The 19,221-nt window shown below is 45.2% G+C and carries 14 protein-coding genes; 10 read left to right on the top strand and 4 right to left on the bottom strand.

What is annotated here, in order from left to right; genetic code table 11:
• The first annotated feature begins 35 nt into the window (after window positions 1-35).
• From VYM24_RS24500 to VYM24_RS24475, 6 genes are all read left to right on the top strand, one after another.
• Complete coding sequence (locus VYM24_RS24500; protein ID WP_330941107.1) at window positions 36-2,081, top strand: dipeptidyl-peptidase 3 family protein; 2,046 nt, start codon at window positions 36-38, stop codon at window positions 2,079-2,081.
• 17 nt (window positions 2,082-2,098) lie between these two features.
• Complete coding sequence (locus VYM24_RS24495; RefSeq protein WP_007217266.1) at window positions 2,099-2,758, top strand: DNA alkylation repair protein; 660 nt, start codon at window positions 2,099-2,101, stop codon at window positions 2,756-2,758.
• Between the two features lie 112 nt (window positions 2,759-2,870).
• Complete coding sequence (locus tag VYM24_RS24490; protein ID WP_022393539.1) at window positions 2,871-3,359, top strand: Fur family transcriptional regulator; 489 nt, start codon at window positions 2,871-2,873, stop codon at window positions 3,357-3,359.
• Window positions 3,356-4,627 carry an adenylosuccinate synthase gene (locus VYM24_RS24485; protein ID WP_291550668.1) on the top strand — a complete coding sequence of 424 codons (1,272 nt, stop codon included), beginning with the start codon at window positions 3,356-3,358 and terminating at the stop codon, window positions 4,625-4,627. Before VYM24_RS24490 ends, VYM24_RS24485 begins: the two co-directional genes overlap by 4 nt.
• 82 nt (window positions 4,628-4,709) lie before the next feature.
• Window positions 4,710-6,017 (top strand): alpha-L-fucosidase, encoded by a 1,308-nt coding sequence (locus tag VYM24_RS24480; protein WP_425286669.1) that lies wholly within the window; start codon window positions 4,710-4,712, stop codon window positions 6,015-6,017.
• A gap of 135 nt (window positions 6,018-6,152) precedes the next feature.
• Complete coding sequence (locus tag VYM24_RS24475) at window positions 6,153-6,845, top strand: zinc metallopeptidase (RefSeq protein WP_007214977.1); 693 nt, start codon at window positions 6,153-6,155, stop codon at window positions 6,843-6,845.
• 154 nt (window positions 6,846-6,999) lie between these two features.
• On the opposite strand, the gene VYM24_RS24470 is transcribed toward VYM24_RS24475, so the two are convergent.
• Entirely contained in the window at window positions 7,000-9,243 is a 2,244-nt protein-coding gene (locus VYM24_RS24470; protein WP_299094043.1) for an inorganic phosphate transporter, read from the bottom strand.
• An 84-nt stretch (window positions 9,244-9,327) separates the two neighbouring features.
• Window positions 9,328-11,397: an RNA degradosome polyphosphate kinase gene (locus tag VYM24_RS24465; protein WP_299094045.1), complete on the bottom strand. Its 2,070-nt coding sequence runs from the start codon at window positions 11,395-11,397 to the stop codon at window positions 9,328-9,330.
• A gap of 55 nt (window positions 11,398-11,452) precedes the next feature.
• On the opposite strand from VYM24_RS24465, the gene VYM24_RS24460 reads away from it, so the two are divergent.
• The 3 genes from VYM24_RS24460 to rfbB all read left to right on the top strand — a co-directional run bounded on the left by VYM24_RS24460 (window position 11,453) and on the right by rfbB (window position 14,141).
• Entirely contained in the window at window positions 11,453-11,944 is a 492-nt protein-coding gene (locus tag VYM24_RS24460; RefSeq protein WP_330941105.1) for a metallophosphoesterase family protein, read from the top strand.
• Between the two features lie 148 nt (window positions 11,945-12,092).
• Window positions 12,093-12,965: a glucose-1-phosphate thymidylyltransferase RfbA gene (gene rfbA, locus VYM24_RS24455; protein WP_007214972.1), complete on the top strand. Its 873-nt coding sequence runs from the start codon at window positions 12,093-12,095 to the stop codon at window positions 12,963-12,965.
• 36 nt (window positions 12,966-13,001) lie between these two features.
• A complete protein-coding gene (gene rfbB / locus VYM24_RS24450) occupies window positions 13,002-14,141 on the top strand; it encodes a dTDP-glucose 4,6-dehydratase (RefSeq protein WP_007214971.1) in 1,140 nt (379 codons plus the stop codon).
• A gap of 6 nt (window positions 14,142-14,147) precedes the next feature.
• Here the strand turns inward: rfbB and menA are convergent, their stop codons facing one another.
• Complete coding sequence (gene menA / locus VYM24_RS24445; RefSeq protein WP_330941104.1) at window positions 14,148-15,056, bottom strand: 1,4-dihydroxy-2-naphthoate octaprenyltransferase; 909 nt, start codon at window positions 15,054-15,056, stop codon at window positions 14,148-14,150.
• 125 nt (window positions 15,057-15,181) lie between these two features.
• On the opposite strand from menA, the gene VYM24_RS24440 reads away from it, so the two are divergent.
• Window positions 15,182-16,033 carry a metallophosphoesterase gene (locus VYM24_RS24440; RefSeq protein WP_425286668.1) on the top strand — a complete coding sequence of 284 codons (852 nt, stop codon included), beginning with the start codon at window positions 15,182-15,184 and terminating at the stop codon, window positions 16,031-16,033.
• 145 nt (window positions 16,034-16,178) lie between these two features.
• Here VYM24_RS24440 and VYM24_RS24435 read toward each other — a convergent pair whose 3' ends face one another.
• Window positions 16,179-19,148: a PEP/pyruvate-binding domain-containing protein gene (locus VYM24_RS24435; RefSeq protein ID WP_299094057.1), complete on the bottom strand. Its 2,970-nt coding sequence runs from the start codon at window positions 19,146-19,148 to the stop codon at window positions 16,179-16,181.
• Window positions 19,149-19,221: the final 73 nt, after the last annotated feature.

The following is a 19,221-nucleotide window of genomic DNA, read 5'->3' as shown; positions in this document are numbered from 1 at the left end:
CTTTTCTAAATACCAACTCACATATCTCCCGACACATGAAGAAACAACTAATGGCATGTGCCGCTTTTGCATTGCTGACAGCTTGTAGCGGCTCAAAGACAACAACTGCCGAGGCAGATAAATTTGATTATACAGTGGAACAATTTGCAGACTTACAGATATTACGTTACCGGGTTCCCGGTTTCGAGAACTTGTCGCTCCAACAGAAAGAGCTGGTGTATTACCTTACGGAAGCTGCTTTGCAGGGCCGTGACATTCTCTTCGATCAGAATGGAAAATATAACCTGCGCATTCGGAGAACGTTGGAAGCTGTTTATACAAGATATAAAGGTGACAAAAATACGCCTGATTTTAAGGCGATGGAAGTGTACCTTAAACGTGTGTGGTTCTCTAATGGCATTCATCACCATTATGGTTCTGAGAAGTTCGTTCCGGGTTTTGCTCCCGAATTTTTTAAAGAGGCTGTGCTGAGCGTAGATACTTCTACATTGCCGCTGGCTGAAGGACAAACCGCGGAGCAATTATGCGATGAGTTATTTCCGGTTATTTTTGATCCGGCTGTGATGCCGAAACGCGTGAACCAGGCAGCAGGAGAGGACTTAGTGCTGACTTCTGCTTGCAACTATTATGACGGTGTGACGCAGAAAGAAGCTGAAGACTTCTATAATGCAATGAAAGATCCGAAAGATGAAACGCCTGTTTCTTACGGTCTGAACAGTCGTCTGGTGAAAGAGAACGGCAAGATTCAGGAAAAGATTTGGAAAGTGGGTGGTCTGTATGGACAGGCTATCGATAAGATTGTATACTGGCTGAAGAAAGCGGAAGACGTAGCTGAAAATCCGGAACAGAAGGCTGTGATTGCCGAATTGATAAAGTTTTATGAGACCGGTGATCTGAAGACTTTTGATGAATATGCTATCCTTTGGGTGAAAGATTTGAATTCCCTTGTGGACTTTGTGAATGGATTTACTGAAAGCTATGGTGATCCGTTGGGTATGAAGGCAAGCTGGGAATCATTGGTAAACTTTAAGGATATGGAAGCTACGCATCGTACTGAGATTATCAGTGGCAATGCGCAATGGTTTGAAGATCACTCTCCGGTAGATAAGCAATTCAAGAAAGATGAAGTGAAAGGTGTTTCTGCCAAGGTGATTACTGCTGCTATTCTGGCCGGTGACCTTTATCCGGCAACGGCTATTGGTATCAATTTGCCTAATTCCAACTGGATACGTAGCCATCATGGTTCTAAATCTGTGACTATCGGTAATATTACGGATGCATATAATAAGGCGGCCCATGGCAACGGATTCAATGAAGAATTTGTATATAGCGATGCTGAATTGCAGTTGATAGATAAATATGCCGATCTGACAGGCGAACTCCATACGGACTTGCATGAATGTCTGGGACATGGTTCCGGAAAGTTGCTTCCGGGAGTTGATCCGGATGCTTTGAAAGCCTATGGCTCTACGATCGAGGAAGCGCGCGCGGACTTATTCGGTCTGTATTATGTAGCTGATCCTAAGTTGGTAGAATTGGGACTGACACCCAATGCAGATGCTTACAAAGCAGAATATTATACTTATCTGATGAACGGCCTGATGACACAGCTGGTTCGCATTGAACCGGGTAATAATGTGGAAGAAGCCCACATGCGTAATCGTCAGCTCATTGCCCGCTGGGTGTTTGAGAAAGGTGCGGCGGATAAAGTAGTAGAACTGGTGAAGAAAGATGGTAAGACTTATGTGGTGGTGAACGATTACGAAAAACTGCGTGAACTCTTCGGTGAATTACTGTCCGAGATCCAACGTATCAAATCAACAGGCGACTATCAAAGTGCGCATGATTTGGTAGAAAGCTATGCAGTGAAGGTAGATCCGGCTTTGCATGCCGAAGTTCTGGAACGTTATAAGAAACTGAATCTGGCTCCGTACAAGGGATTTGTAAATCCGAAATATGAAGCAGTGGTAGATGCAGCCGGTAAGATAACCGACGTAAAGGTGACTTATGACGAAGGTTATGCGGAACAAATGTTGCGTTACAGTAAGGATTATTCTAATCTGCCTTCTATTAATAATTAACTATAAATCATTGTTTTGTGGATCTACATGAACAACTGAAAGAAATAAAGACACAGCTCCGCCTCTCTATGAACGGGGCTGTGTCTCAAAGTATGCGTGAAAAGGGGCTGGTCTATAAATTGAATTTCGGTGTAGAACTTCCCCGTATCAAGGCAATTGCCGAAGGGTATGAAAAAGATCACTCATTGGCGCAAGCTTTGTGGAAAGAGGATATCCGTGAATGTAAGATTCTGGCAGGGTTGTTGCAGCCGGTAGACAGCTTCTTTCCGGAGATTGCTGATATCTGGGTGGAAAATATTCAGAATATTGAAATAGCGGAACTTACTTCTATGAATCTGTTCCAGCATCTTCCTTATGCTCCTGCGAAGTCTTTTCAATGGATTGCCGATGAGCGGGAGTATGTACAGACGTGCGGTTTTCTCACCATTGCCCGCTTGCTGATGAAGAAGGGGGATATGAATGAACGTACTGCGAACGAATTTCTCGACCAGGCAGTTTGCGCTTTCATTTCCGGTTCCTACCACGTGCGCAATGCAGCTATGGCGGCCATTCGCCGCTTCATGCAGCATAGTGAAGAACATGCTTTCCAAGTGTGCCGTCGGGTGGAAGAGATGGAACATTCCGAATCAGAAGCCGAACAGTTGCTATATAATCTTGTAAGAGAAGAAATAGAATAAAGTGATAGGGTGATTACTCTATCACTCTTTTTTTGTTTTTTTTCCCCTTTCTCATTTGCTTTCCGCAAAAAAGGCTTAACTTTGTTGGCTGTAAAAAAACTGCGCCGCCAAAATGGAAAGTCAGAATGTGAAAGATACGGTAAAGCAGATATTCACTGAATATCTCAACGCGAACGGGCATCGCAAGACTCCCGAACGCTATGCCATACTCGATACTATCTATTCCATTGATGGTCATTTTGACATCGATACGCTTTATTCGCTGATGGCTGATCAGGAGAATTTCCGTGTGAGCCGTGCGACTCTTTACAATACTATTATCCTTCTCATCAATGCACGACTGGTTATTAAACATCAGTTCGGAAATTCCTCCCAATACGAAAAGAGCTATAATCGTGATACGCATCACCATCAAATCTGCACGCAGTGTGGCAAGGTGACTGAGTTTCAGAACGAAGAGTTACAGCAGGCGATTGGGAATACTAAATTGAGTCGGTTCAGTCTGTCGCATTATTCACTTTATCTGTATGGATTGTGCAGTAAGTGCGATCGCGCTAACAAACGTAAGAAGAAAAGTAATAACCATAAGAAAGAAAAATGAAAGTAGATGTTCTATTAGGATTACAATGGGGCGACGAAGGCAAAGGCAAAGTCGTTGACGTATTAACTCCGAGATACGATGTCGTGGCTCGCTTCCAAGGCGGACCGAATGCCGGACATACACTCGAGTTCGAAGGGCAGAAGTATGTGCTCCGTTCTATTCCCTCGGGAATTTTCCAAGGTGACAAGGTGAATATCATTGGTAATGGCGTAGTGCTTGATCCGGCTCTTTTCAAAGCAGAGGCTGAAGCATTGGAAGCATCCGGTCATAACCTGAAAGCGCGCTTGCATATCTCTAAGAAGGCGCATCTTATCTTGCCGACCCACCGCATATTGGACGCTGCTTACGAAGCTGCGAAAGGTGATGCTAAAGTAGGCACGACGGGTAAAGGTATCGGCCCTACTTATACCGATAAGATTAGTCGTAACGGTGTGCGTGTAGGTGATATCCTGCATAACTTCGAACAGAAATATGCTGAAGCCAAAGCTCGTCATGAGCAAATTCTGAAAGGTTTGAACTATGAATATGACCTGGCAGAAATTGAAAAGGCCTGGATGGAAGGTATTGAGTACCTGAAGCAATTCCCGTTGGTAGATAGCGAACATGAGATCAATAACCTGCTGAACGATAATAAGTCAGTACTTTGTGAAGGTGCTCAAGGTACGATGTTGGATATCGACTTCGGTTCATATCCGTTCGTTACTTCTTCCAATACTATTTGTGCAGGTGCATGTACCGGTTTGGGTGTGGCTCCTAATAAGATTGGTGAAGTCTATGGTATCTTCAAAGCATACTGTACACGTGTAGGTGCAGGTCCGTTCCCGACGGAACTGTTTGATAAGACAGGCGATCAGATTTGTACACTGGGACATGAGTTCGGTTCGGTAACAGGTCGTAAGCGTCGTTGCGGTTGGATTGACTTGGTGGCGTTGAAGTATGCCATTATGGTAGACGGTGTTACCAAATTGATCATGATGAAGAGCGATGTACTCGATTCATTTGAAACAATCAAAGCCTGTGTAGCTTATAAAGTAAACGGTGAAGAAATCGATTATTTCCCGTATGACATCAGCGAAGGTCTTGAGCCGGTTTATGTTGAGTTGCCCGGTTGGGAAACTGACATGACGAGAATGCAGAGCGAAGATGAATTCCCAGAAGAATTCAATGCTTACCTGACGTTTCTGGAAGAACAACTTGGTGTGCCCATCAAGATTGTTTCCGTAGGTCCTGATCGTGGACAGACGATTGAACGTTATACAGAAGAGTAAGCCTAATTATATTATAATGAGATTACATCAGTATACATGCTGATGTAATCTCATTTTTTATTAACCCATCCGCATACTTATGATGAAAACACACCTTCTTTTATCCCTTTTGTTTGCAGCATCCTTTTTGCCTGCAAAAGCGCAGACTTATCAACCGTCTGCCGAGAATCTGAAAGCCCGTCAGGAGTTTCAAGACAATAAGTTTGGAATATTTCTGCACTGGGGACTATACTGTATGTTGGCTACCGGTGAGTGGACGATGACCAATAAAGATTTGAACTATAAAGAATATGCCAAACTTGCCGGAGGTTTCTATCCTTCCAAGTTTAGTGCGGCTGAATGGGTAAGTGCCATTAAGGCAGCGGGAGCCAAATATATCTGCTTTACGAGTCGTCACCATGAAGGGTTCTCTATGTTTCATACCAAGTATTCTGATTATAATATTGTAGATGCAACCCCTTTCAAGCGCGATGTAGTAAAAGAATTGGCAGACGAATGTCATAAACAAGGTATTCGGCTTCATTTCTATTACTCCCATATCGACTGGTATCGTGAAGATGCACCTTGGGGACGTACAGGGCGTGGAACCGGAAGACCTAATCCGAAGGGAGATTGGAAAAGCTATTATACTTTTATGAATAACCAGTTGACGGAGTTGTTGACGAACTACGGTCCGATAGGTGCTATCTGGTTCGATGGCTGGTGGGACCAGGATGCTAATCCGGATTTTGATTGGCAGCTACCGGAACAATATGCACTAATACATCGCCTGCAACCTGCTTGTCTGGTAGGGAACAACCATCATCAGGTACCTTTTCCAGGGGAAGATATACAAATCTTCGAGCGTGATCTGCCGGGGGAAAACAGTGCCGGACTATCTGGGCAAGATGTCAGTCACCTGCCTCTGGAAACTTGTGAAACCATGAACGGGATGTGGGGATATAAGATTACCGATCAAGATTATAAGTCAACGAAAACATTGATACATTATCTGGTGAAGGCTGCCGGAAAGGATGCAAATCTACTGATGAATATCGGCCCTCAACCGGACGGATGTCTGCCGGAAGTGGCAGTTCGGAGGCTGAAAGAAGTGGGAGAGTGGATGAAAGTGTATGGCGAAACGATTTATGGCACTCGTGGCGGTATTATTCCTCCACATGATTGGGGAGTGACAACACAAAAGGGAAACCGACTTTTTGTTCACATCCTGAACTTGAAGGATAATGCACTTTATCTTCCATTGGATGGAAAAATGGTGAAGAGGGGCTTTCTGTTTAAAGATCAATCCCCGGTACGAATTGCCCGTACCGGACAGGGAGTGGTATTGCAATTACCGGAAGTTCCCGCAGATATGGATTACGTGATAGAGTTACAACTTGTTGGGCAATAGTCGGTTTTCGCTAATTCTTCCTAAAATATAAGGGAAACTGTAGTAAAGCTCACGGTTTCCCTTTATTTTTGGCAAACAATTTGTATTATATATAACAAACGACACATTTTTAATTACTAAAAACAGAAAAAGATTATGGAAGGAATGATAGGAATACAATGGATTATCTTTATTGGTATAGCTGTAGTCAGCTGGCTGGTGCAAATGAACTTGCAGAACAAGTTCAAGAAGTACTCCAAGATCCCTACCGGTAATGGAATGACGGGCCGCGATGTTGCCCTTCAGATGCTACATGACAATGGAATTTATGATGTTCAGGTGACACATACGCCGGGACAACTGACAGACCACTATAACCCTGCCAATAAGACAGTAAACCTGAGTGAAGGTGTATATGAAAGTAACAGTATCATGGCTGCTGCCGTTGCCGCTCATGAGTGTGGTCATGCAGTGCAGCACGCACGGGCTTATGCTCCGCTGACTATGCGTAGCAAGCTTGTGCCGGTGGTATCGTTTGCTTCACAATGGATGACCTGGTTGTTGCTGGGTGGTATCTTGCTGTTGAATACGTTCCCGCAGTTATTGCTGGCAGGTATTATCTTGTTTGCTATGACCACGCTGTTCAGTTTCGTCACTTTGCCGGTGGAAATAGATGCAAGTAAGCGTGCATTGGTATGGTTGAGCCGTTCGGGTATTACAAACTCTTACAATCATAAGCAGGCTGAAGATGCACTTCGCTCTGCTGCTTATACCTATGTGGTAGCTGCATTGGGTTCATTGGCAACGTTGATTTACTACATTATGATATTTATGGGACGCAGAGACTAATTGTCGATTTTTCCCTTAGTTGGGAAAATATATTTCTCCAGTTAGGAAAATGAACCTATTTCGTGTAATACAAAAGAGACCATCTATTCAAGTGAGTAGATGGTCTCTTCGCATTTAACAGATGGTCTGTCCGTATTGAACAGACAATCTGTTTTTATTCCGTCAGTTGGAACTTGCGACTGACTTTCATCAGGTTGACTGTATAAGTAACAACGTTCTGGGCTTCCTGTATCATTGTCAGATAAACCATGCTGACCTTGATGCTACCGGATTGACTTTGAATGCGTTGTAACTCTTCACGCTTCAGGTGCGATAATTGTCCGTTCAGATCATTCGCTTTTCGGAGTTCATTCTCAAAGCTTTCATAATCGTTGTTTTCCATCTTGTGGCGGCAAACTTGTAGCAAGTAGATAATATCTTCCGTTACGTCAGAGAATTCACCTTTCTGAATGGTATCCAATGGCTTGAAGTTGTTGTCAATATGTTCGAGACAAGGTTCACAGAGACGTCCGATGCTGTATACCAGTTCGCTGGCGAAATCATTACCTTGATAGTAGTAAAGACCTTTTTCCAATACCGTATTGTTGTCCAGGCGACACATGGCGAGGGTCCCGGTACGTTTCATCTGTTTAATGAGTTGCTTTTCAAATTTTACTGAACCCATGGAACGACGTAATCCGCGAAGGTTTTCGTGCAGGAATGCCGTTACAGTACGTTCTAAGTTTTCTTCGGTAAATGCCAGTACCTTCACTAACTCTTCACGGGTATGTTTACGCAGCAGTTCCAGAATTTCTGCATTGTTACTACTCTGCATCAGTTGTTTGATGGTTTCATTCCCTTTTTCTTTAGCTTTGCGTTTCTTGTACATCACCTGGCTACGAATCAGTGAGAATATTGCCAAGCCAATCAGCGCGATGATGGCAACCGTACCTCCGAAGTGAATAACCAGCGCTACGAAGAAGCAGATGGTGAATGCGGCACCGGCTGTAATGAACCAGCCACCAATAACGCTCAGTACGCCTGTTATACGGAATACTGCGGTATCGCGTCCCCAAGCACGGTCGGCAAGTGAAGTACCCATAGCAACCATGAAAGTTACATAGGTGGTGGAGAGGGGAAGCTTCAATGAAGTGCCCAATGCGATGAGCAAGCCTGCCAGTACCAGATTTACCGAAGCGCGAACCAGGTCGAATGCACCGCCGTCTGCAATGATGGCCTCGTCTTTGCGAAAGCGGGTATCGAGCCACCGTTTACTGCCTTCGGGCATTATTTTGGAAATTCCATTGGATAATGTAAGACTGAATCGTACCAAGGTACGGGCGATAGGAGTACTACCGAAGTTCTCTTCACCTTCATCCTGGCGGGAAAGGTCAACGGACGTTTTGATCACATTGTGCGCTTTTTTAGAAGTGCAAAGGGCATAAACCATGATAGCACCTGCACCGAAAAGGAAGTACCAAGGCGTTTTGGCAGGTCCCAGCAATGAAGTCATCAGGAAGCCATCCGGACCTGTGCCGGCTCCATTGGTTGTATAATCTATAAAAGACGAATATCCGGCAAGAGGTACACCGATAAAGTTAACCAGGTCATTGCCGGCAAAAGCAAGAGCCAGGGCGAAAGTACCCATTAGTACTACAATCTTGAAGACATTCACCTTCAGCCAGTGCAGTACTTGCATCAGTATGGTGAAGAATACAAAAAAACAGCTGATGAGCATTACAGTGTTGTCCTGTATCCAATGCTTATTATCAGCTGTCATGAATGAACTGTCTTTTAATCCTTTGATGAGCATGAAATAAATGATAGAGGTGGCGGCGATACCTCCGAAAATCCCGATGCTGTACTTCATCTTTTTGGTATAGTTGAAAGTAAAGATGACGCGTGCCAGCCACTGCACCAACATACCGAAGAAGAAAGCGATGGCGACGGATAGGAAAATACCCATGATGACAGATAGAGCCTTATCCGTATTAATCAGATCACCCAAACCGATCGCATCATTACTGTGCGCTTTAATCAGAGCCAAGGCAAAGGTACCACCCAGTAATTCAAACACCATCGAGACTGTGGTGGAGGTCGGCATTCCCATAGTATTGAAAACGTCCAGCAAAACAACGTCGGTTAACATGACTGCCAGCAGGATGCACATGATCTCGGCAAAGTAGAAATGTTGCGGCTGATAGATGCCATGTCGGGCAATGTCCATCATACCATTGGACATCGCCGCTCCGATGAATACACCAACCCCGGCTATAAAAAGCATGGTTTTGAAAGATGCTGCCTTTGCTCCGACAGCCGAGTTTAAGAAATTGACTGCATCATTACTGACGCCCACAATGAGGTCGAACACCGCAAGGACGAACAGGAAGATGACAATGCATAGATAAATAGTTTCCATAATAATGTATTTTATTTCTGGCTGCAAAGGAACGTAAATCGTGTTGCAGAGAAATGTCATACATATTACATAGATGTTACAAAACTATTCGGTTTTCTCCTTCAGGTATTCATAAAAAGTATATTGTGAACGTACTTTTTCCTTTTGCGGATGAGCTGATTTCCAACAGTTACGCAGATTCTCATCTACAAAACAGGCTTTACGCTTATCTGAGAGCTGGATAGAAAGCATATCTATCAATTCCTGTTTTGCATCCGGGTCCAGTATGGGGGTGACGGCCTCGATGCGACGGTACAGATTACGCCGCATCCAGTCCGGTGAGCCGAGGAATAGTTTCGGATTTCCTCCATTACCGAAATACCATATACGCGCGTGTTCCAGAAATGTATCCACAATACGTGTGACACGAATGTTACGACTGTATGTTTGCCCCGGTATCAGGCAGCAGATGCCACGGACAATCAGGTCTATTTCCACACCGGCTTGTGAGGCTTCATACAGACGGTTTATCATGGTAGGATCTTGCAGTGCATTCATCTTTAGTATGATGCGACCGACTTTTCCTTTTTTCGCCAGTTCCATTTCATGATCAATCAGACGGTTCAGTTCCGGTATCAGGTTAAAACGTGCTACCAGTAAGCGATGGAACTTCAGATTCTCTTTACCTTGAAGGGTACGGAACAAGTTGTACAGATCGTTCACGATGATTCGGTTACAGGTAAATAGACCACTGTCTGCGTAGAGTGTGGCAGTCTTTTCATTGAAGTTACCGGTGCTGATATAGGCATAACTGGTTAGTTTTTTCCCTTCCGCGTTGCGCCGAAGGACGAGGGCGACCTTGGCATGTACCTTTAATTTAGGAATACTATATATGATATTAATGCCCGAAGCTTTCATCATTTCAGCAGTGGCAAGGTTGTTTTCTTCGTCGAAGCGGGCTTTCAGTTCCACAAAAACAGTAACCTTTTTGCCATTCTGTGCGGCAGCTATCAGAGTATTGATTACAGCGGAGTTCTCGGCAACCCGGTATTGTGTTACCATGATTTCACGCACGGTAGGTTCGTGTACGGCTTCGTACAGGAAGTGGATGAAATGTTCGAATGAATGGTAAGGATAATGTAATAGCAAATCCTTTTTCTCCACATAGCGGAATATGGATTCCCGTTCATCCAGACAGTTTATCTTCATCGGTTGCGGCTTCCGTATAGGGTGTATATTGGGGTTGGGATTAGGCAAATGGCGCAAGTCTTCCAGGTTGAGATGCTTGTCTCCCGGAACCAACTCCCGGCGGTCGATATGGAAAGCGTCTACCAGGAAATCAAGAAAATCCTGCGGCATGGCACGGTCGTACACAAAGCGGCACACATCTCCTATCTTGCGTTTCTTTACTTTTGTCTTTACCTGTTCGATGATTTCGGAAGTGTTGGCGGCATCGTCTATCAGTATATCCGCATCGCGCGAAATCTTGATGCAATAACTGCTTTCTACATCATAGCCCGGGAAGATAACATCCAGATTAGCCTTGATGATATCCTCTATGAACATCAGATAATAGTTGTTTCCTACTTTAGGTAACTCTATGAAACGTGGTACTTTGCTGTACGGCTGTTTCATTACGAAATATTGCGTACGTCCCGGAGCACCGGGCGGCAATCCTTTCTGTTGAAGACGGACGGCAAGATACAGACGGTTATCGCGCAGAAACGAAATGACCTTGTCCTTGGACACAGGCACAGGTTGCAGGAACGGGAAAATTTCTTCCCGGAAGAAACGTCGCACGAAGTCGTGATGGAAGGGTTCCACATTTCGGCTCTGATAGAAAATGATATGATTTTTCTTCAGGGCAGGAAGTATCTTTTGCTCGTAGATACGGATACGGTCCTCCATTTGGCGGTTTACTTCAAGGTTTATCGCATCCACCAGTTCGATGGTAGACTGTACGGTTTCCTCGTCACTTTGTGCGGCGCCGGTAGCTATTGCTTTATGGTCGGCAACACGTATCTTGTAGAACTCTTCCAGGTTGGAAGAATAAATGGATATAAAGTTAATGCGTTCATACAGAGGCAGGGTATCATCTTCCGCTTCCAACAGAACGCGGTAATTGAATGATAGCCAACTAATGTCCCGTTTAAAATATTGATATTGGTTTTCCATACTCATCAAGATTTGCCCAAATATAGTTACCTTTGCACAGATAAACAAAAGAAAGATGACAAAAGTTGGTTTATTATCTGATACACACGGATATTGGGATGAAAAGTATCTGCAATATTTTGAAACGTGTGATGAAATCTGGCATGCCGGTGACATCGGTTCGCTGGAAGTGGCGCAGAAGTTGGCGGCATTCCGTCCTTTCCGTGCCGTGTATGGCAACATTGACGGGCAAGACATTCGTCAGGTCTATCCGCAAATCAATCGTTTTACTATTGACGGTGCCGAAGTGCTGATAAAACATATTGGTGGCTATCCGGGCAATTACGATCCTTCCATACGGGGAAGCATTCTGGTGCGTCCGCCCAAACTTTTCATTAGCGGACATTCTCATATATTGAAGGTGAAGTATGACAAAACACTGGATATGCTGCACATCAATCCGGGTGCCGCAGGCATGTCCGGATTCCATAAGGTGCGCACAATGGTACGTTTCATTATTGACAATGGAGTGTTCAAGGATCTTGAAGTAATAGAGTTGGCAGGTTGAGAAAGCTCCTAAAAATAAATTAAATTATTTTGTACTGCATTTGCTTTGCATTATCTTTGCGACCTGAATAGCAAATTGAGAGCCGTGGGGCTTGGTCCTCCTTCTTATTTTATTCTATATTTGTATCAACCGAAAAAAGAACTGAAATATGAAAGGAATTATTCTTGCCGGTGGTAGTGCCACCCGCCTTTACCCCTTATCAAAGGCTATTTCCAAGCAGATTATGCCGGTTTATGACAAGCCGATGATTTACTATCCGCTTTCCACGCTTATGTTGGCGGGGATACGCGAAGTGTTGATTATTTCCACTCCACGTGACTTACCCATGTTTCGCGAATTGCTCGGTACGGGTGAAGAACTCGGAATGTCCTTCTCTTATAAGATACAGGAGAAACCCAACGGACTGGCACAGGCTTTTGTTCTGGGTGCCGAGTTTTTGAACGGTGAACCGGGATGTCTTATCCTAGGTGATAATATGTTCTACGGTCAAGGTTTCTCTGCTATGCTGAAGCGTGCCGCTTCGATAGAAAAAGGCGCATGTATCTTCGGCTATTATGTAAAGGACCCACGCGCCTATGGCGTGGTGGAATTCGATGCCGACGGCAAAGCCATTTCGCTCGAAGAGAAGCCTGCGCAACCCAAAAGCAACTATGCCGTGCCCGGTCTTTATTTCTATGACTCTACTGTTACTGCCAAGGCTGCCGCTTTGAAACCGTCTGCCCGTGGCGAATATGAAATCACCGATCTTAACCGCTTGTATCTGGATGAAGGCACACTGAAAGTAGAAATCTTCGGCCGTGGTTTCGCATGGCTCGATACGGGTAACTGCGACAGTCTGCTGGAAGCAAGCAACTTTGTGGCTACCATACAGAACCGACAAGGTTTCCGCGTCAGCTGTATCGAAGAAATAGCCTGGCGCAAAGGTTGGATAGATGCCGATCAGTTGTATCGTCTTGGTGAACAACTCGGCAAAACGGAATACGGTACATACCTGATGGAACTCGCCAATTCCCATCGTTGAGAAAATCATAAATCATAAATTATAAATCATAAATCAATGAAGACTTATCTCGTAACCGGTGCAGCCGGATTTATCGGCGCGAATTATATCAAGCACATTCTGGCAAAGCATGATGATGTCAAGCTTGTGATACTGGATGCTTTGACTTATGCCGGCAACCTCGGCACCATCGCCAAAGACATTGATGATGAACGTTGTATCTTCGTGAAGGGTGACATTTGCGACCGTGTATTGGCTGACGAACTGTTTGCCAAGTTCAAATTCGACTATGTAGTGAACTTTGCCGCTGAAAGTCATGTAGACCGCAGTATTGAAAATCCGCAACTTTTCCTGGTTACTAACATTCTGGGTACGCAGAACCTGCTGGATGCAGCGCGTCGTGCCTGGGTGACGGGTAAGGATGAAAATGGTTATCCTACCTGGCGCAAGGGGGTACGCTATCATCAGGTTTCTACCGATGAAGTATATGGCTCATTGGGTGCTGAAGGATACTTCACAGAGCAAACTCCGCTTTGCCCGCACAGTCCTTACAGTGCTTCCAAGACAAGTGCCGATATGGTGGTTATGGCTTATCATGATACGTATAAGATGCCGGTAACCATTACCCGCTGCTCCAATAACTACGGTCCGTATCATTTTCCCGAAAAGCTGATTCCGCTGATTATCAAGAATATTCTGGAAGGAAAGAAGCTTCCTGTTTATGGTGACGGTAGCAATGTGCGCGACTGGTTGTATGTGGAAGACCACTGCAAAGCTATTGACCTGGTAGTTCGCGAAGGCGTGGAAGGTGAAGTGTACAATGTAGGCGGTCATAATGAAAAGACCAACCTCGAAATCGTGAAGTTAACTATTGCCACTATCCACCGATTGATGACAGAGAAACCGGAATATCGTGAAGTTCTGAAGAAGAAAGTGAAGGATGAAGATGGTCAGATTGATATCAGCTGGATTAATGAAGACCTGATTACCTTCGTGAAAGACCGTCTCGGCCATGACCAGCGCTATGCCATCGATCCGGCAAAGATCACTGCTGCTTTAGGCTGGTATCCTGAAACGAAGTTCGAAGACGGTATTGTGAAGACTATCGAGTGGTATCTGAATAATCAGGACTGGGTGGAAGAAGTAACCAGCGGTGATTATCAGCACTATTACGAGAAGATGTACGGAAAGAGATGATAACTCTCATTTCATCATTGCTATTATAACACTAAGAAGAATCCCCATAAACAGCATATTGCGCGAAGTCTCGCCCAGTATGCTGTTTAATTTTTTACCGCTTCGTATCTTTACCATGCGTTTCCAAGTAGTTACGTGGAAATAAAGGTAGGTGAAAGGCATGAAGATACCTGCATAGTTCCAGCCTTGGGCAAACCAGAAGCAAAGCAACGTCGCGATGATGCCGAGCCAGAGGTAAAGGTATCTGCCGAAAGGTTCTCCGAAACGGACGATGAGCGTACGTTTTCCGCTGAGGGCATCCTGATCGCGGTCGCGATAATTGTTCACAACTAATAAGGTATCTATTACCAGTCCGCTGATGAGCGAAGCAATGATGACGTTTGGGGTGAATGTATATGCCTGCACATAGTATGTGCCGCCTACCGGAACAAAGCCGAAGAATATCAGCACCAGTAAGTCTCCCCAACCTTGATAGGAGAGGATGGTGGTATAAAGGAAGGCGAATATTACGCAGAATACTCCCAGCACAATGAGTTCCCATCCTCCATGAGGCAGTTCTCCCCAACTTGTGTATAGCAGTCCGAGACCGGAAATACAGGAAAGGATGACAATGATGCCGATTCCCACTTTCATAGCTCTCGGTGTAATCCAGCCTTGTGCGCAGGCACGTTCCGGCCCCAGGCGGTCGGTACGGTCGGTACCTTTCAGGAAGTCGAAGAGGTCGTTGATGAAGTTGGCGGCGATCTGCATACCACAGGCAAAGAGCATACACAGCAGAGCGGGAACAATTTTGAATTGTCCGTCGGTAAATGCCAGTGAAGTACCTATCAGCACAGGAATGATAGCTCCCGTCAAGGTTTTAGGACGGGCTGCAAGGAGCCATGCACGGGGGGAATTCTGTTTGATCTCTTTCATATTCCGGTTTTAGAAGTAAGTTTTCATTTATCAATTTTGTAGCAAAGATACAGAAAATGCCTATCTTTGTGTTCGTTTATGATGAATAATGTGCTCATTTACGATGAATAATATACTTGCCTATGATGAAGAATTTATTTTATATATGCGTCCTTTCCTTACTATTCTTTTCTTCCTGTAAGTCGGGTAGCAGTATGTTTTCGTCTTCCAAGTCCGGTTCCGGATATAAAGGCATCAGCCGGGTAAGGACTTATGAATTTACCCATCCCGATGTACCGACCGCTTTCGATGGTTTTCGTATTGCCTTTATATCCGACTTGCATTATAGAAGTCTTTTCAAAGAGAAGGGATTGGCTAATTTAGTCAAGTTGCTCAATAGCCAGCATGCAGATGCTTTGTTGATAGGTGGTGACTTGCATGAAGGTTGCGAATATGTTCAGCCCCTTTTGGCTGCCCTGTCCGGGGTGAAAGCACCGATGGGGACGTATGTCGTACTGGGCAATAATGACTATGAAGCCTGTTATGATGATATTGTACGTGAATTGCAGAAGTACGGTATGCACTTGCTGGAACATAAAGTAGATACTTTGAGACGGAATGGAGACGAAATTTTGATTGCCGGCGTGCGCAATCCTTTCAATTTAAAGAAGAATGGCACATCTCCCACACTTGGACTTTCACCCGATGATTTTGTCATTCTGCTGACGCATACGCCTGACTATGCGGAAGATGTTCCCATTACGAATACCGATCTCGTACTTGCCGGACATACTCATGGAGGACAGGTCACTCTATTTGGCTTGTACGCACCGATCATTCCATCCCATTATGGCAAGCGTTTCCGCACCGGATTGAAATACAACTCGCATCACATACCGATGATTATAACCAATGGCATCGGTACATCCAATAAGAATATTCGGTTCTTTGCACCCAGCGAAGTGGTGATGATTATACTGCATCAGCAGAAAGATTAATACCTTTCGCCCCTTTCATTACTATCTTCTCCTCTGTTCTCCCTGACCTGTCATACAAAAGATGCCATCTTTCGCTACAAAAGATGGCATCTTTAACATCATTAGATGGCATGTTTTACATCAAAAGATGGCATCTTTTGCATGTTCACTCACCGGGTAAGAGCACAATACCCAGCTTCTTCTTGCCATCCATCTTTACCGTTACAGGTTGTTCGAAGTGGACATGCCGCAGATACTTGCTTTCGTGTACGGCCGGTTGTGCATTCAGGAAGTCCTGATCATACACGCCATCATTCATAAAGGCATTAATAGTGAAGTAGCCTACACCGAACGAAGTCAGGTTCTGGAAGAAGTGGGTTCCCTGGCTGGGATCTACGCGATAATTCGTCAATCCGGCTTCCACAATGACGCGGGCGGCACTGATGTGCGGCCATTTTACAGGAATACCCAGCCATGTGTCACTGCTACCCCAACGTCCGGGACCAACGAGAACATAGTTCCTGCCTTCATCAAGGAATTGCTGGTTCAGTTTCTCTATTTCCCAGGCAATCTCTTGATTGTGCGATGCGCTGTAATCATCCGTCTTCACATAGATGACATCATAGATATCATTCATAATTCCATGTCCCAGGGAATTGTTGGAGCGAAGCAGTACTTTATCGTCCGGTATGGCTGTCAAATCTTCATCCAGCATCTCTTTCGTATCTACGATGGGGCGTATCTGCAACAGGTAGAAAGTACCCGATTTGTCCTGTTCCCGGCTCATGGTGGCGGCAAATTCTATTTCGACGGGGCGGCGCATTTCCTGTTCACCGTATTTCAGTACCAGTTGCAGTATGCGTGCCAACGGGAAAACGTCGTGTTGCAGGATATTGGCGAAGGTAATGACTTTGCGTCCGCCGGGATATAGACCGTCACGGATAATCTGGTCGTAGGGATCGTAGGTAGAGGCTATATAATTCAGTGCTCCGTCCTTTTCCGCCTCTTTCACGTGCAGTTTCAGCAGGTTGAAGCCGTCATCCATAGAGAAATCGTGTCCGGCATTATGCAGGTCGAGAGCGTAGAAACGGGTTTGCGTCTCTTTCAGTGCTATTTCCATTTCGCTGGTCTGCAATATCTGGTGGGGATGATAGGGAGAGAAGCGGAGCGTCATGCCACCGTCTACGATATATTTTCCCAAACCGAGGGCGAGGTTCACAGTACCTTCTTCAGCTTTTTCATCACCGATAGGATAATAGTTCAGCGAGCGTGCCACACCGGACATACTGGGGTAGTAACGGTCACCATATTGGTTGCCGACTACCTCTTGCAGAATGACCGCCATCTTTTCCTGGTCGATGACATTGCTTGTGGCCTGCATATATGCTTTACTGTCGCGGAAGTAGACCGAAGCGTACACGCCTTTTATGGCATCGGACAACATACGGAGCATTTCGTATTTATCATCCAGATAGGGGATCATATACGTATTGTATATTCCGGCAAAAGGCTGATAGTGTGAATCTTCCAGCAAAGAAGACGAACGGATGGCAAGCGGAGACTTCACTACATCAAAGAAGGTAAAGAAGTCTTCTACCAGTCGGTCGGGTAACTTCGCTTTCAGGAAGTATCGCAGAATCACATCGTCCTCCGCATCCGAAAGGGCCACCTGATACAGATTGTTTGTCTCCATAAACTCGTCGAAGACATCAGTACAGAGCACTACGGTCTTGGGTATGGCAACACGGGCGTTATCGAATTCTTCGAATTCAGGATGATGCTTCACCATATTGTCGATGAAAGCGAGGCCGCGCCCTTTACCTCCCAATGAACCGTCACCTATACGGGCGAAGTTGGAGTAGCGGTCGAAACGGTCACGCTTGAATACTGCTACCACACCCTGGTTCTTCATCTTGCGGTATTTCACAATTGCTTCGAAGATGATTTTACGGTGGGCATCCACATCCTGCAAACTGTTCCAGGTGATAGGTTTCAGAAACTCTGCTACCGGGAACATGGCGCGTGAGTAGAGCCAGCGGCTGACATGGTTGCGGCTGATATGATAAAGGAATGACTCTGCCGGTACGGCAAAAAGGATGTTTTGTAATTCCTTCAGGTTCTTTACACGTGCTATCTCTTCCAGCGTGTCGGGATTGCGGAAGATGAAGTCACCGAAACCGAAATTGTCCGATACGATGCGGCGCAGGTCTACGTCCATCTTCTTGGAATTCTTATCGATAAAGGCGGCACCATATTTTGAAGCATAAAGTGCATTCTCCGATTCTGACGACTGAATGATGAGCGGTACGAAGGGATCTTCCTTACGGATGGCAGCGCAAAGCTTGATACCGGCAAGTCCGTCCTTTTCACCACGTTCCACACGTGGAAAGCGGACATCGGTAATGACTCCTAATATATTATTCTTGTATTTCTCGTAAATGCCTATAGCTTCTTCATACGTACGGGCCAGTACAATCTTCGGACGTCCACGCATACGCAACGTGCGCTGATGGGCATTCAAAGCTTCGGTACTGAACTCCTGGCTCTGCTTCAATACGAACTTATAGAGGTTGGGCAATATGGATGAATAGAAACGGATACCGTCCTCCACAACCAGGATCACCTGCACACCTACTTCATTTACGTCGTGTTCCAGGTTCATCTTGTCCTCTATCAGTTTGATGATAGACACCAGCAGATCCGTGTTACCCAGCCAGCAGAAGATATATTCGAAAGGACTCAGGTCTTCGTTGGCGATGCGTTTGGTGATGCCGTGGCTGAAAGGGGTCAGTATCACCATGGGAATATGCTCATAAAGGCTCTTGATGTGCCGCGCTACGTCGAAACTGTCATTATCTCCCGTTCCCGGCATACAGATGATGAGATCGAACGGTACGGTAGAGAGTTGTGCCAGAGCTTCTTCACAGGTAGACACCTGGGTAAAGCGGGGGGGGTAGCGCAGAGAAAGTGAAGTATATTCATTAAAGATTTTCTCGTCAATGCGTCCGTCATCTTCCAGCATGAAAGCGTCATAAGGATTGGCTATCAGAAGGACGTTGAAGATGCGTCGCGTCATCAGGTTAGCGAACTGCGTATCTTTGAAATAGAGCTGGTTTAATTTAAGCTTGCTGAGCATGGCTTATCACGGTTTATTGGTTTGATGGACAAAAGTAATAGAAATCAAACCTATTTGGATAGTTTTTAAACCA

Source organism: Bacteroides sp. MSB163 (assembly GCF_036416795.1).
GTDB lineage: Bacteria > Bacteroidota > Bacteroidia > Bacteroidales > Bacteroidaceae > Bacteroides > Bacteroides maternus.
This window is presented reverse-complemented; position numbering and strand designations above follow the sequence as displayed.

Bases quoted from the DNA above. Each gene is read 5' to 3' on its own strand.
- VYM24_RS24500 (WP_330941107.1), top strand. From the start codon at position 36: ATGAAGAAACAACTAATGGCATGTGCCGCTTTTGCATTGCTGACAGCT.
- VYM24_RS24490 (WP_022393539.1), top strand. From the start codon at position 2,871: ATGGAAAGTCAGAATGTGAAAGATACGGTAAAGCAGATATTCACTGAA.
- VYM24_RS24485 (WP_291550668.1), top strand. From the start codon at position 3,356: ATGAAAGTAGATGTTCTATTAGGATTACAATGGGGCGACGAAGGCAAA.
- VYM24_RS24480 (WP_425286669.1), top strand. From the start codon at position 4,710: ATGAAAACACACCTTCTTTTATCCCTTTTGTTTGCAGCATCCTTTTTG.
- VYM24_RS24475 (WP_007214977.1), top strand. From the start codon at position 6,153: ATGGAAGGAATGATAGGAATACAATGGATTATCTTTATTGGTATAGCT.
- VYM24_RS24470 (WP_299094043.1), bottom strand. From the start codon at position 9,243: ATGGAAACTATTTATCTATGCATTGTCATCTTCCTGTTCGTCCTTGCG.
- VYM24_RS24465 (WP_299094045.1), bottom strand. From the start codon at position 11,397: ATGGAAAACCAATATCAATATTTTAAACGGGACATTAGTTGGCTATCA.
- VYM24_RS24460 (WP_330941105.1), top strand. From the start codon at position 11,453: ATGACAAAAGTTGGTTTATTATCTGATACACACGGATATTGGGATGAA.
- rfbA (WP_007214972.1), top strand. From the start codon at position 12,093: ATGAAAGGAATTATTCTTGCCGGTGGTAGTGCCACCCGCCTTTACCCC.
- rfbB (WP_007214971.1), top strand. From the start codon at position 13,002: ATGAAGACTTATCTCGTAACCGGTGCAGCCGGATTTATCGGCGCGAAT.
- menA (WP_330941104.1), bottom strand. From the start codon at position 15,056: ATGAAAGAGATCAAACAGAATTCCCCCCGTGCATGGCTCCTTGCAGCC.
- VYM24_RS24440 (WP_425286668.1), top strand. From the start codon at position 15,182: ATGAAGAATTTATTTTATATATGCGTCCTTTCCTTACTATTCTTTTCT.
- VYM24_RS24435 (WP_299094057.1), bottom strand. From the start codon at position 19,148: ATGCTCAGCAAGCTTAAATTAAACCAGCTCTATTTCAAAGATACGCAG.